12 protein-coding genes are annotated in these 13,248 nt (G+C 71.2%); 4 read left to right on the top strand and 8 right to left on the bottom strand.

Annotation, left to right across the window (positions count from 1 at the left end):
* Positions 1–104: 104 nt before the first annotated feature.
* Positions 105–2,291 carry an RNA polymerase recycling motor ATPase HelR gene (gene helR / locus ABZ939_RS30020; RefSeq protein ID WP_361862125.1) on the top strand — a complete coding sequence of 729 codons (2,187 nt, stop codon included), beginning with the start codon at positions 105–107 and terminating at the stop codon, positions 2,289–2,291.
* Between the two features lie 6 nt (positions 2,292–2,297).
* Here the strand turns inward: helR and ABZ939_RS30015 are convergent, their stop codons facing one another.
* Complete coding sequence (locus ABZ939_RS30015; RefSeq protein WP_361861929.1) at positions 2,298–3,164, bottom strand: aldo/keto reductase; 867 nt, start codon at positions 3,162–3,164, stop codon at positions 2,298–2,300.
* A 105-nt stretch (positions 3,165–3,269) separates the two neighbouring features.
* On the opposite strand from ABZ939_RS30015, the gene ABZ939_RS30010 reads away from it, so the two are divergent.
* From ABZ939_RS30010 to ABZ939_RS30000, 3 genes are read left to right on the top strand one after another with little or no spacing between them, the layout of a single operon-like run.
* Positions 3,270–3,893 carry a DsbA family protein gene (locus ABZ939_RS30010; protein WP_361861926.1) on the top strand — a complete coding sequence of 208 codons (624 nt, stop codon included), beginning with the start codon at positions 3,270–3,272 and terminating at the stop codon, positions 3,891–3,893.
* 60 nt (positions 3,894–3,953) lie between these two features.
* Positions 3,954–4,547, top strand: coding sequence for a TIGR03086 family metal-binding protein (locus ABZ939_RS30005; protein WP_361861923.1), 594 nt, complete (start codon positions 3,954–3,956; stop codon positions 4,545–4,547).
* Positions 4,548–4,556: 9 nt separating this feature from the next.
* The gene (locus ABZ939_RS30000; RefSeq protein WP_361861920.1) at positions 4,557–5,690 is read left to right on the top strand and encodes a hypothetical protein; all 1,134 of its coding nucleotides are present in this window, start codon (positions 4,557–4,559) and stop codon (positions 5,688–5,690) included.
* 36 nt (positions 5,691–5,726) lie between these two features.
* On the opposite strand, the gene ABZ939_RS29995 is transcribed toward ABZ939_RS30000, so the two are convergent.
* From ABZ939_RS29995 to ABZ939_RS29965, 7 genes are all read right to left on the bottom strand, one after another.
* Positions 5,727–6,620, bottom strand: coding sequence for an RNA polymerase sigma-70 factor (locus ABZ939_RS29995; RefSeq protein WP_361861917.1), 894 nt, complete (start codon positions 6,618–6,620; stop codon positions 5,727–5,729).
* Between the two features lie 28 nt (positions 6,621–6,648).
* On the bottom strand, positions 6,649–7,854 hold the full coding sequence (locus ABZ939_RS29990) for an FAD-dependent oxidoreductase (protein ID WP_361861915.1): 1,206 nt from the start codon (positions 7,852–7,854) through the stop codon (positions 6,649–6,651).
* Positions 7,855–7,985: 131 nt separating this feature from the next.
* A complete protein-coding gene (locus ABZ939_RS29985) occupies positions 7,986–8,879 on the bottom strand; it encodes a sirohydrochlorin chelatase (protein WP_361861912.1) in 894 nt (297 codons plus the stop codon).
* Positions 8,880–8,881: 2 nt separating this feature from the next.
* Positions 8,882–9,778 (bottom strand): ABC transporter permease subunit, encoded by an 897-nt coding sequence (locus tag ABZ939_RS29980; protein WP_361861909.1) that lies wholly within the window; start codon positions 9,776–9,778, stop codon positions 8,882–8,884.
* Entirely contained in the window at positions 9,765–10,559 is a 795-nt protein-coding gene (locus ABZ939_RS29975) for an ABC transporter ATP-binding protein (protein ID WP_361861906.1), read from the bottom strand. Before ABZ939_RS29975 ends, ABZ939_RS29980 begins: the two co-directional genes overlap by 14 nt.
* A 34-nt stretch (positions 10,560–10,593) precedes the next feature.
* Positions 10,594–11,700 carry an aliphatic sulfonate ABC transporter substrate-binding protein gene (locus ABZ939_RS29970; protein WP_361861904.1) on the bottom strand — a complete coding sequence of 369 codons (1,107 nt, stop codon included), beginning with the start codon at positions 11,698–11,700 and terminating at the stop codon, positions 10,594–10,596.
* Positions 11,701–11,901: 201 nt separating this feature from the next.
* Positions 11,902–13,248 carry a GTP-binding protein gene (locus ABZ939_RS29965; RefSeq protein ID WP_361861901.1) on the bottom strand — a complete coding sequence of 449 codons (1,347 nt, stop codon included), beginning with the start codon at positions 13,246–13,248 and terminating at the stop codon, positions 11,902–11,904.

The following is a 13,248-nucleotide window of genomic DNA, read 5'->3' as shown; positions in this document are numbered from 1 at the left end:
CCACTCTTAACTTATAGCGCACTGGGGGGCTTGCGGCAAGGCCCCGGTCATGCCGCAGAATCGCAGGCCTCAGCCGGAACCTGCGATAAATGGAGACTCACCACTTGCAGCCCCTGACCACCAGCGCGTTCGAACTCTCCGACTCGATCTCCCTCAAGGCCGACCCGACCCTGATCGCCGGCGACGAGCAGCACTTCGCGGCCATCGCGGAGAGCCTCGAGCAGTCGATCACCGAGCTGTCCGACCGTCTCGACGCCGTGCGCAGGGCGCCCGGCGGCATCGGCCGGGAGGCGATGGAGCGCGACACGGAGATCCACCGGCTGACCGGCCGGCTGCGTGCCCTGCGTCGCTTCGGACTGGACCTGTGCCTCGGACGCGTCGTCGGCGCGGACGACGCCGAGCCCGTGTACATCGGACGGCTCGGCCTCACCGACAGCGACGGCCGTCGGCTGCTGCTCGACTGGCGCTCTCCCGCTGCGGAGCCGTTCTTCGCGGCGACCCACGCCAACCCGATGGGCCTGGCGAGCCGCCGCAGGTACCGCTGGACCCGCGGCCGGATCAGCGACTACTGGGACGAGGTGTTCACCGCCGACGGTCTCGAAGGGCATGCCGCGCTCGACGACCAGTCCGCGTTCATCGCCAGCCTGGGCAGCAACCGGTCCTCCCGGATGCGGGACGTGCTCGCCACCATCCAGGCCGACCAGGACGCCATCATCCGGGCGGAGTCCCGTGGTGCGCTCGTCGTCGACGGCGGTCCGGGTACGGGCAAGACGGTCGTCGCCCTGCACCGCACCGCCCACCTCCTCTACTCCGACCCGCGGCTCGGTCACCGTAAGGGCGGCGTGCTGTTCGTCGGTCCGCACCGGCCCTACCTGGCGTACGTCGAAGACGTCCTGCCCAGCCTCGGCGAGGAGGGCGTCCAGACCTGCACCCTGCGGGACCTCGTCGACGAGGGCGCCACGGCCGCCGTCGAGACCGACCCGGACGTGGCCCGCCTCAAGTCGTCCGCGGACATGGTGAAGGCGGTGGAGAAGGCCGTCAGATTCTACGAGGAGCCGCCCACCGAGGGGATGACGGTCACGACCGACTGGGCCGACATCCGGCTGAGCGCCGACGACTGGGCCGAGGCGTTCGAGGCGGCGGGCCGAGGAACTCCGCACAACGAAGCGCGTGAGCAGATCTGGGAGGAACTGGTCACGATCCTGATGGACAAGTTCGACGGCGACGTCTCGCCCGAACAGTTCCGCACCTCGCTCATGCGGGACAAGGAGCTGGTCACGACCCTCAACGGCGCGTGGCCGCTGCTCGAAGCGGCCGACCTCGTCGGCGACCTGTGGTCGGTCCCCGCCTACCTGCGGATGTGCGCGCCCTGGCTCGACCGCGACGAGGTGCGCAAGCTCCAGCGCAAGGAGGCCCCCCAGGCCTGGACGGTGTCCGACCTGCCGCTCCTCGACGCGGCTCGGCAGCGGCTCGGCGACCCGGAGGCGTCCCGGCGGAAGCGTCGGTACGAGGCCACCCTCGCCGCCCAGCGCGAGCGCATGGCGCAGGTCGTCGACAACCTGATCGACGCCGCGTCCGACTCCGGCGCCGACGGTGACGACGGCGAAGGCCTGGTGACGATGTTGCGGGGCAAGGACGCCCAGATCAGCCTGGTCGACGAGTCCGAACTGGCCACCACCGAACGGGACCTGCTCGCCGGCCCCTTCGCGCACATCGTCGTGGACGAAGCTCAGGAACTGACCGACGCGGAATGGCAGATGCTGCTGCTCCGCTGCCCGTCCCGGAGCTTCACCATCGTCGGGGACCGCGCCCAGGCCAGGCACGGGTTCACGGAGTCGTGGGAGGAACGGCTCGAACGCGTCGGGCTCAACCGGATCACCATGACCTCCCTGACCGTCAACTACCGCACCCCGGAAGAGGTCATGACGGAGGCCGAGCCGGTCATCCGGGCCGCGCTCCCCGACGCCAACGTGCCGACCTCCATCCGCAGCAACGGCATCCCCGTCGTCCACGGACCCGTCTCGGATCTGGACGCGATCCTCGACACCTGGCTCGACGCGCACGCCGAGGGCATCGCCTGCGTCATCGGCACCGGTGACATCGGCGAGGGCTCGTTCCGGGAGACGTCCCGAGTCCGGTCGCTGACCCCGGCGCTGTCGAAGGGGCTCGAGTTCGACCTGGTCGTCCTCATCGATCCGGACACGTTCGGCGAGGGCGTCGAAGGAGCGGTCGACCGCTATGTGGCGATGACCCGAGCGACCCAGCAGCTCGTCATCCTCACGAGCGCCTGACGCCGGTCACGAGGGGACGGGGAGTCCGGCGAGCGCGTCCAGGAGGGAGAGCTCGGACGCGTCGAGCCGGAGCGCGGCGGCGTCCAGGTTCTCCTCCAGGTGCGTGAGCGAACCGGTGCCGGGGGTCGGCAGCAGCACGCGGGAGTGGTGCAGCAACCACGCCAGCGCGACCTGCCCCCGGCTCGCCCCCAGCCGCCCCGCCACCGCGTCCAGCGCCGCCGCGGCCTCACCGGTCAGTGCGCCGTTGGCCAGGGGGAACCACGGCAGGAACGCCAGGCCGTGCGCCTCGCAGACCTCCAGCACCGCCGCCGACCCTCGGTCCAGGAGGTTGAAGCGGTTCTGCACCGAGACGATCGAGGACGTCAGCGCCAGCGCCTGCGCCACCTGCTCCGCCGTCACCGAGTCCAGGCCGATGTGCCGGATCTTGCCCTCCGCGCGCAGCTCGTCGAGAGCGCCGAGCTGCTCGGCCATCGGCACCTCGGGGTCGAGCCGGTGCAGCTGGTACAGGTCGATCCGGTCCGTCCGCAGCCGCCGCAGACTCGCCTCGCACATCGCGCGCAGCCGCTCCGGCCGGCCCTCCACGTGCCAGGCGCTGTCGCTCGTCCGCACGACCCCGCCCTTGGTCGCGATCACCAGCCCGTCCCGGTAGGGGTGCAGCGCCTCCGCGACCAGCTCCTCGGCGATGCCGGGGCCGTAGTTGTCGGCCGTGTCGATCAGCGTGACGCCCCGCTCCACCGCCCGCCGCAGGACGGCGACCGCGTCCGTCCGCTCGCCGCGCGGCCCCCAGTAGCCGGGGCCGGTGAGCTGGGCCGTTCCGTAGCCGAGCCGCCGTACGGGAAGGTCACCGCCGAGCGCGTACGTCTCCGAGATCATGGATGGACGCTACAACAATCACCGGGGTTCCCGCCGGAAGTGGCCCAGTTGACGGAGTCGTGAATGGACCGAAGACGGCGGCCGGTCGCTGGCTAGGCTCCTGCCATGACCACCGAGACGCAGCCCAGGACCGTCGTCGACTTCTACTTCGACCCCGCCTGCCCCTTCGCCTGGATCACCTCCCGCTGGATGCTGGAGGTCGAGCAGCACCGCGACATCGAGCTGCGCTTCCGGGTGATGAGCCTGTACTTCCACAACGTCGGCAACGAACTGCCCGACTGGTACCGGGAGCTCGTCGACAAGTCGATCGGCCCGGTGCGGGTGGCGGCCGCGGCTGCCGAGAAGCACGGCGACGAGGTCCTGCGCCCGCTCTACACCGCGTACGGCACCCGCATCCACCAGGAGAAGCAGAAGGACTTCGACGCGGTGATCGCCGAGTCCCTCGCGGAGCTCGGCCTGCCGGCCGAACTGGCCGAGGCCGCGCACGACGACACCTACGACGAGGCGGTCCGGCGCAGCCACGACGCCGGCAAGGACCCGGAGGCCGACGGGTACGTCGGCACGCCGACCATCCACGTCGACGGCACGGTCTGGTTCGGGCCGGTCCTGCGGGCCATCCCGCGCGGCCGGGAGGCGGCCGACCTCTTCGACAGCTTCCGGGTGCTCGCCGGCCACTCCGACCTGTTCGAACTCAAGCGGACCCGGACGGGCGGGCTCGACTTCGGCTGAGCGCGACCCTGTCGCGATTCTTCAAGACCGGGCAATCGCACGCTTCGTAGCCTCGGCGGCATGAACGACATCCACACCCATCTCACTGTCTGCGCCGCCGAGGCCGCCCGCGTCGCCCGCGGCGTCACCGCCGACCAGCTCGGCCGGCCGTCCGTCTGCGCCGACTGGACCGTCCGCGAACTCGTCAACCACCTCGTCCTCTACTCCTCCCACGGCCTGGAGCACCGCGCCCTGCGCCGGCAGCTCCCCGAGGAGACCGTCCAGCGCGACTTCACGGCCGACGCCGACTGGGCGGACCGGTACGCGGCCCAGCTCGACCGGGCGCTCGCGGCCTGGGAGAAGCCGGACGTCTGGGAGGGCGACGTGGGCACCGGTTACATGACCATGCCGGCACCGGTGATCGCCTCGCTCATCGTCAAGGAACTCACCCTGCACGGCTGGGACCTGGCCCGCTCCACCGGCCAGGACTTCACCGTCCCCGACGCGACGGGGACGTTCGTGCGCGCGGTCGTCGAGGAGCACGCCGAGGTCTACCGCCAGTACGACGGCTTCGCCGACCCCGTCGAGCTGCCGGAGAACGCCTCCGACCTCGAGCGCGCCCTCGCCACCAGCGGCCGCGACCCCAGGACCCAGGTCCCCAGGGTCCGTCCCTAAGCTGACGGGATGGTCACCCCGTCGCCCCCGCCCTTGACCCTCGAAGCCGCCAGGGCCTTGCAGAACCTGCTCCGCGCCGAGATCGGGCCGGGCCTCACCGACCGTGAACTCGGCGGGATCGAGGCCCGGTTCGGCTTCACCTTCTCGGCGGACCACAGGGTCTTTCTCGCCGCCGGACTCCCGCACGGTTCACCGCACTGGCCCGACTGGCGGCACGGCGACCCCGAGGACCTGGCCGAGCGGCTGGCGTGGCCGGTGGAGGGCGTGCTCTTCGACGTGGAGCACAACGGGTTCTGGCATCCTGCCTGGCCGTCGAGACCCGCGGAGACATCCGACGCGCTGCGCGTCGCGAGGTCGGAGCTGGCGACCGTGCCGCAGCTGGTCCCGGTCTACGGACACCGTTACCTGCCCGGCACGGCGGGCGAGTCCGGGCACCCCGTGCTGTCCGTCTGGCAGACCGACATCATCATGTACGGGAACGACCTCAGCGACTACATCCAGTGCGAATTCGCCGGCCGATCGACCAGCCGCCTGGCCCACACGACCGTCGACTTCTGGTCGTACTTCGTCGCGGGCGGTCCGGGCATCGACGTCACCGCGCCCACGCCGTACACCCCGTACGCCGTCACCGCGCAGGAGGCGGTCGAGCATCTGCGGATCCTGGCGCTGGAGCGCCTGATCGGCCGTCAACTCTCCCCGCACCAGCTGGTGGAGGCAGGGCTCACCGCGCTGATGCTCGACGTCGAGGCGGAGTCGCTTCCCCTGCTCGCCGGCCTGCTGCGCACCGAGCACGAGAACGCCGACGCGCTTTTCGACCAGGTCCTGGCCGAGCTGGGCCTGACCGAGGACCTGCCCGCCGACGACACCGGTATCCCCTGGGAAGCGGCCCGCTGGGAACTCGTGCGCTGGTGGCTCCGGCTGATCGTGAACGGCAGTCTGGCGCCGGGGGCCGGCGGCGACATCATCACGTACGAGGGCTGGGGCGCGCTGGCTCGGCCGCAGGCGCTCCGGCCGCTGGTCGACACGGTCGAGGCGTACAACGACTGGGAGGCGGTCCGGCGCGGCACCCGCGAGCACCTCGCCGAAGCGATCGTCGCGGAGGCCGAGCGGCTGCTCGCCGGTCCCTGGCCGCCGTCGGACTGAAGGTCCCGGCGCGCCACCGGTGTTCATCGCCGGTGTTCATCGCAGGGTGAGCGGGTTCTCGGATGTGATGCGGGTCAGCTTCTCCGGGTTGCGGACGTAGTAGAGGCCGGTGATGCGGGCGTCCTCGACATGGATGGCCATGATGCCGTCGAACTCGCCGTCCACGTGGACGAGGAGTGCCGGGTTGCCGTTGACCACGGTGGGTTCGACGACGACCGACTGCTTGGTCTTGGCGAGACCGGTCATGAAGCGGGCCACCTTCTCGGCGCCGACAACCGGCCGCAGCGCGGCCCGCTTGACGCCGCCGCCGTCGCTCATCAGGACGACCTGCGGGGCGAGCACGTCGAGCAGGTCCTGCGGGTTCCCGGTTTCGAGCACGCGCCGGAACGACTCCACAGCCGCCCGGGTCTCGCTCGCGGAGACGACCTGGCGAGGGCGGCGGGCGTCGACGTGCCGGCGGGCGCGGTGTGCGATCTGACGCACGGCCGCCGGGCTCTTGTCGACGGCGACCGCGATCTCGTCGTAGCCGACGTCGAAGGCCTCGCGCAGCACGAAGACGGCGCGTTCGGTCGGCGACAGCGTCTCGAGGACGAGCATCATCGCCATCGACACACTCTCGGCGAGTTCGACGTCCTCGGCCACGTCCGGAGCGGTGAGCAGCGGTTCGGGCAGCCACGGGCCGACGTACGCCTCCTTGCGGCGGCTCATGGTGCGCAGCCTGTTGAGCGCCTGCCGGGTCGTGATCCGGACGAGGTAGGCACGGTGGTCCCGCACCTGCTCCCGGTCGACGTCGACCCAGCGCAGCCAGGTCTCCTGGAGGACGTCCTCGGCGTCGGCCGCCGATCCGAGCATCTCGTACGCGACGGTGAAGAGCAGGTTGCGGTGGGCGATGAACGCCTCGGTCGCCGGGTCGGTGGCGTGCTCGCTCATGTCTCGAATCCTTTTCCTCGATACCTGGTCACGCCGCCGGTTCGGCGGTGGCCGTCGCCTCGCCGTGCTTGGCCTGGAGCAGCTCCTGGCGCTTGGTACCTCCCGACACGCGGTGCAGGCCGTACCCGCCGGGCTTGTGCGCCTCATCGGCCAGGTGCTTGACGGTGCCCTTGCACACGAACTCCTTGAGCTTCGCGCCAGGTCGGCCGGCGATGTGGAACCACAGCGCGACATCGTGCTTGTGGGCGAACTGGAAGATACCGGCACGTCGGCCCAGGCTGATGCACTGGCCGGCGAACACCTGGTTGAGGGGCGAGGGCTGCTCACCGGCGATCCGGCTGAGGATCGTGTCGGCGGCCCGTGCGCCCAGCGGCATCGCGGCCTGGCAGCTCATCCGCAGCGGCAGGCCCGAGGGCGCCGCCGAATCCCCGGCCGCGACAATGCGCTCGTCGTCCACGCTGGTCAGCGTCTCGTCCGTGAGCAGCCGGCCCAGCGCGTCGGTGCTCAGCCCGCTGCGCACCGCCAGGTCCGGCACACCGAATCCGGCGGTCCAGATGGTCACCTCGCTCGGCAGCTCGCGGCCGTCGGCGAGCCGCACGGCCTCGCGGGTCACCGCCGTCACCTTCGTGTCGGGCCCGTCGACCACGCTCACCCCGAGCCTGGCCAGCCGCCCGGCGACCGAGCGCCGGCCCCGGGCGTGCAGGTAGGGGCCGAGGACCCCGCCGCACACCAGGGTCACCGCGCGGCCCGCCTCCGCCAGCTCGGCGGCCGTCTCGATGCCGGTCGGACCTGCACCGACCACCGTCACCGGAGCCGCAGCGGACGCGGCGTCCAGGACCGGCCGCAGCCGCTCCGCCTCCTCCAGATCGGCGATCGGATAGGCGAACTCAGCCGCCCCGGGCACCCGGGGGTCGGCGCTGCCACTGCCCACCGCGTAGACCAGGTAGTCGTAACCGACCCTGCCACCCGACGCCAGCTCCAGACCGCGCCCCGCCGCGTCGATCCGGGTCACGCTGTCGACCACCAGCCGGACGCCCTCGCCCAGGACCTCGCGGTAGTCGACGACCGCGTCGTTCGTCCCGCCCACCAGCTGGTGCAGGCGGATCCGCTCGACGAAGGTCGCACGCGGGTTGATCAACGTCACCGTCACGTCGCCGCGCTGCGTCAGGCGATTGGCCGCCATGACGCCGGCGTACCCGCCACCGATCACGACCACGTCGGTGTTCTCAGTCATGGTGTCTCCTTCGTTCGCCGGGGTTCGGCCTTAAGACACCGCATGAGCGTTCGTTGTGACACCGTGTGGCGCAGGTCACTCCGAGAACGTGGAGCGGTCATGATCGCCGGGCGGGGCCTGCCCGGCGCCGCCTAGCCCGCGGCCTGTGCCGCGATGCCCTCGGTGCGCAGCGCGTAGCGCTCCTCGTACCGCTCGATCAGCAGCTGGGCCAGCTCAGGCGAGGGGCCGAGGACGTCCGCCAGGACGTCGGCCTCCGCCGCGCCCGCCGCGATGCGGTCCGGCAGACGGCCGGGGGCGATGACGTAGGGGGCCACCGCCACCCGGCGGACGCCGTCGGCGCGCATCGCCCGGACCGCGTCCTCGGTACGGGGGAGAGATGCGGAGGCGAACGCGGGCCGCACGGAGCACCAACCGGTGCGCCGCAGCTCCCGCGCCGTTTCTGCGATCACCGCGATCGCCTCCGGGTCCGTGGAGCCCGCCGAGGCCAGGACGACCCCGGTCGAGCGCTTCATCTCGGCGACCGCCCGGCGCCACGCGGGGGTTGCTGCCGGGGGTCCGGGGGTTGTCCCCCGGGAAGACACAGCTGCGATCACCGCGATCGCGTCCGGGTCCGTGGAGCCCGCCGAGGCCAGGACGACCCCGGTCGAGCGCTTGGCGCCGGGCGTCAGCCCGGCCTCGTACAGCCGGCGCTCCACCGCCGCGACCAGCAGCGGCGACGGGCCGAGCACCTCCGCCTGGCGGATCCGCAGGCCGGGCGGCGCCTGGCGCAGCACGGCCGGGATGTCGGACTTCGCGTGGAAGGCCCGGGTCAGCAGCAGCGGCAGCGCCACCACGTCCCGTACGCCGTCGGCCGCGAGCCGGTCGAGCACCCCGGGCACCGACGGCAGGTTGAAGTCCAGGAACGCCGTCTCCACGCGCACCCCCGGCCGCAGCGCCCGGGCACGGCGCACCAGCGCGTGCACGGTCGCCGCGTGCCGCGGGTCACGGCTGCCGTGGGCGATGACGAGGAGAACGGGGGCGCTCATGGTCAGGCCTTCACCAGCAGGCCGCGGCGGCGCAGCACCGCGCGCTCCAGCGGGCTGAAGATCAGCAGGTCGATGGCGACACCGACGAGCAGGATCAGGATGATGGCCAGGAAGATCCCCGGCATGTCGAAGTTGTTGCGGCCGTTCTCGAGCAGCTGACCGAGCCCCAGACCCAGATCGGGCGAGGAGGCGATGATCTCGGCGGCCATCAGCGAGCGCCAGGAGAACGCCCAGCCCTGCTTCAGACCCGCGAGATAGCCCGGCAGCGCGGCCGGCATCACGATGTGCCAGGCGCCCCTGAGCCCGGTCGCGCCCAGCGTCCGCCCGGCCCGCAGGAAGAGCGGCGGGACCTGGTCGACACCGGCCACCAGACCGTTGGCGATCGACGGCACGGCGCCCAGCAGGATGACCGCGTACATCATCGAGTCGTTGAGGCCGATCCACAGCACGGCCGGGGCGACCCAGGCCACGGACGGCAGGGACTGCAGACCCGCGAGGACCGGTCCGATGGCGGCCCGGACGAACTTCACCCGGGCGACGAGCAGACCCAGCGGGGTGCCGATCGCGAGCGCCATCAGGAAGCCGAGCAGGGCGCGCGACACACTGGTCCAGAGGACCTCGAGGAGCGTGCCCTCCAGCCACATGGTGGTCACGCTGTCCCACACCGCGGACGGTGCCGGCAGCTTGGACTCGTCGGTGACCTCGGCCAGCACCAGGAGCTGCCAGACCACCAGCACCAGCACCACGGCCGTGACCGGCGGCAGCACCTTCTTCAGCACGACCTCGCGCAGAGGCGTGCGGTTCACCTGCACGGCGTCGAGCGCGTCGAGGCCCGCCTCCAGACCGGCCAGGTCGTCGGCCTTGGCGGCCGTCGACGTCGTCGTATCAGTGCTGGCCATGACGGCGGATCTCCTCACGCAGTTCTTCGGTGATCTCGACGGACAGCTCCGCCACGGCGGCGTCCTCGATGCGGCGCGGCTGCGGGATGTCGATGGTCCACTCCCGGGCGATCCGCCCCGGCCGGGACGACAGCAGCACCACGCGCTCGGCCAGCCGCACGGCCTCGCGCACGTTGTGGGTGACGAACAGCACCGACAGCTTCGTCTCCCGCCAGATCCGGGTGAGCTCGTCGTGCAGCACGTCGCGGGTGATCGCGTCGAGCGCCGCGAACGGCTCGTCCATCAGCAGCAGATCGCTGTCCTGGGCGAGCGCCCGGGCGAGCGCCACACGCTGGCGCATACCGCCGGACAGCTCGTGCACCCGCTTGCCGTACGAGCCCGTGAGCCGCACCAGCTCGAGCAGGCGCTCCGCCTCCGGGCGGCGCTCGGCCTTCGGGACCCCGCGCAGCCGCAGGGCCAGTTCGATGTTCTTGCCCGCGGTGAGCCACGGGAACAGGGCGTGCTCCTGGAACATCAGGGCCGGCCGGCCGCCGGGGGTCTCGATGGACCCCGCGGACGGCCGGTCGAGCCCGGCGACCAGGTTGAGCAGGGTGGACTTTCCGCAGCCCGAGGCACCCAGGAGGGTGACGAACTCGCCCGGGGCGACATCGAGAGAGATGTCGTCGAGAACGAGCTGCCCGCCGTTGGGTCCGCCGAAGGACTTCGAGACGTGCTCGATACGGGCGGCGTGCGTCACCGCCGCACGGTCCTCGGCCTTGGCGAGCGTCGCGGTCGTGGCCATGGTCGTCACCTCCTGGGTATGAGCTGCGGACTTGTTACTTGACGCCGAGACCGGCGTCGGAGACCTCGGGCTGCCCGGCGGCCTTCAGGACCTTGTTGAGCGGCTTCAGGTCGTAGATGCCGGCCAGGTCGGGCTGCTTGAGCAGACCGGCCTTCACCGCGTGGTCCGCCTGGGCCTGGAGCGTGGCGGCCAGCGGGTCGTTGGTGAACTGGATCGAGGGCCAGGCACCGTCGATGACCTTCGCGCCCAGCGGCTTGCCGGTGAGCTCCTTCAGCTTGGCGTTCGCCGACTCCTTGGCCTTCGCCTGGTTGGCGTTGATCCACTCGTTGGTCTTCACCGAGCCGCGCAGCACCGCCTCGACGACGTCCGGGTGCTCGGTGAGGAACTTCTGCGACACGATGATGTTCGTGATCACGAACTTCTTGTCGGGCCACAGCGTGGACTCGTCGAGCAGCACCTTCGCGCCCTCGCTGACCAGCTTGGACGCGGTAGGCTCCGGCACCCAGGCGCCGTCGATCGAGCCGGCCTTGTAGGCGTCCGGGGTCACCTTGTTGTCCGTACGGAGCACGGAGACGTCGCCCTTGCCGCTCTGGGCGTCGACCTTCCAGCCCTTCTCCGAGATCCAGTTGAGGAAGGCCACGTCCTGGGTGTTGCCGAGCTGCGGGGTCGCGATCCGCTTGCCCTTGATGTCGTCCAGGGTCTTGATCTTGGCCGGGTTCACGACCAGCTTCACGCCGCCGGAGGCCGAACCGGCGATGATGCGCAGGTTCTTGCCCTTGGACTTGGTGTAGCCGTTGATCGAGGGGGAGGGGCCGATGAAGCCGATGTCGATCGAGTCGGCGTTGAGCGCCTCGATCTCGGAGGGGCCGGCGTTGAAGGTCGAGACCTTCAGCTGCGTGCCGCCCAGCTCCTTCTGGATGATGCCCTCCTGGTCGCCGACCAGGGCGGTGGCGTGCGTCAGGTTCGGGAAGTACCCGAGCCGGACCGTGTCGGCCGAGAGCTTCTCGCCCTCGGCGGCCACCTTCTTCTCGTCGTTCTTGGCCTCGGAGCCGTAGCCGCAGGAGGCGAGTGCGCCGATCAGCAGCGGCAGAGCCGCGGCGGCGGCGAAGGAGCGGCGCAGGGTGGTACGGGAGGCAGGCACGAAAGGTTCCCCTCAGGGTCTTCGAAGTCTTCTTCGTCTATGTCGTTCGAGGTGGAGCAGGTGGAGCGGGATCGCGCCGCGTACGCGGCGCATCGGCGTCAGCACGCACATCGCGCGACACCTCCGCGGCCCGCACCGAGGGCGCCGGAACCCACCCGGCCCCCCTCCTTGGCGAAGGTGCTGTAGACGTCGATGCTCATCTCAGAAGTCCCACCCTTCGTCTTCCGTGGTCTCCGCGACGGCCGCGGCCTTGGCGCCGGCGAAGGACTCGCCCGCCATGCCGGCCGCGAGCGTGGTGCCGTCCGCGGGGTCGATCAGCAGGAACGAGCCGGTACGGCGGGAGTCGGCGTACGCGTCGAGCGCGAGCGGCTCCGCGGTACGGACCTTGACCCGGCCGATGTCGTTGGCGACCAGCTGCCCCGGCTCGGGGTGCTGGGAGAGGTCGTCCAGGGTCAGCCGGGACGGGATCTCCTTGACGATCGCCTTGACCGTGCGGGTGGTGTGCTTCAGCAGCACCCGCTGCCCGACGGTCAGCGGCTGGTCCGCCACGTGGCAGACCGTCGCCTCGACGTCCTGGCTGGTGGCCGGGGCGTCACCGCTCGGGGCGAGGAGGTCGCCGCGCGAGATGTCGATGTCGTCGGCAAGCCGGATCGTCACCGACTGCGGGGCCCAGGCGATGTCGACCGACTCGCCCAGCGCGTCGATCGCCGTGATCGTGGAGGTCCGGCCCGACGGCAGGACGGTGATCTGCTCGCCGACCCGGAACGCACCGGCCGCGATCTGACCGGCGTAACCCCGGTAGTCGGGGTGCTCGGCGGTCTGCGGACGGATCACGTACTGCACCGGGAAGCGCGCGTGGCAGGCCGTCAGGTCATGGCTGACCGGGACCGTCTCCAGGTGCTCAAGCACGGTCGGGCCGCCGTACCAGTCCATGTTGGCGGAGGGCTCCACCACGTTGTCGCCGGCCAGCGCCGAGATCGGGATCGCGGTGATCTCCGGGACGCCGAGCTCGGACGCGTACTGCGTGAACTCCTCGGCGATCGCCGCGAAGACGGGCTCCGCGTAGTCGACGAGGTCCATCTTGTTCACGGCCAGGACCACGTGCGGCACGCGCAGCAGGGCGGCGACGGCCGCGTGGCGGCGGGTCTGCTCGACCACACCGTTGCGCGCGTCGACCAGGACCACGGCCAGCTCGGCGGTCGAGGCACCCGTGACCATGTTGCGGGTGTACTGCACGTGGCCCGGGGTGTCGGCCAGGATGAACCGGCGCCGCGGGGTCGCGAAGTAGCGGTAGGCCACGTCGATGGTGATGCCCTGCTCGCGCTCGGCCCGCAGACCGTCGGTCAGCAGCGCCAGGTCGGGTGCCTCCTGACCACGCTTGAGGGACGCGGCCTCGACGGCCTCCAGCTGGTCGGTGAGGACCGACTTGGAGTCGTGCAGGAGACGGCCCACCAGGGTGGACTTGCCGTCGTCGACGGACCCGGCGGTGGCGAAGCGCAGCAGGGTGGTGGCCGCCACGTCGGCGAACTGCTCGGTGGTGCTCGTCAT

Source organism: Streptomyces sp. NPDC046712 (assembly GCF_040645695.1).
Taxonomy (GTDB): Bacteria; Actinomycetota; Actinomycetes; order Streptomycetales; family Streptomycetaceae; genus Streptomyces.
The sequence above is the reverse complement of the archived record's forward strand: the minus strand, read 5'-3'. Positions and strand labels throughout refer to the sequence as shown.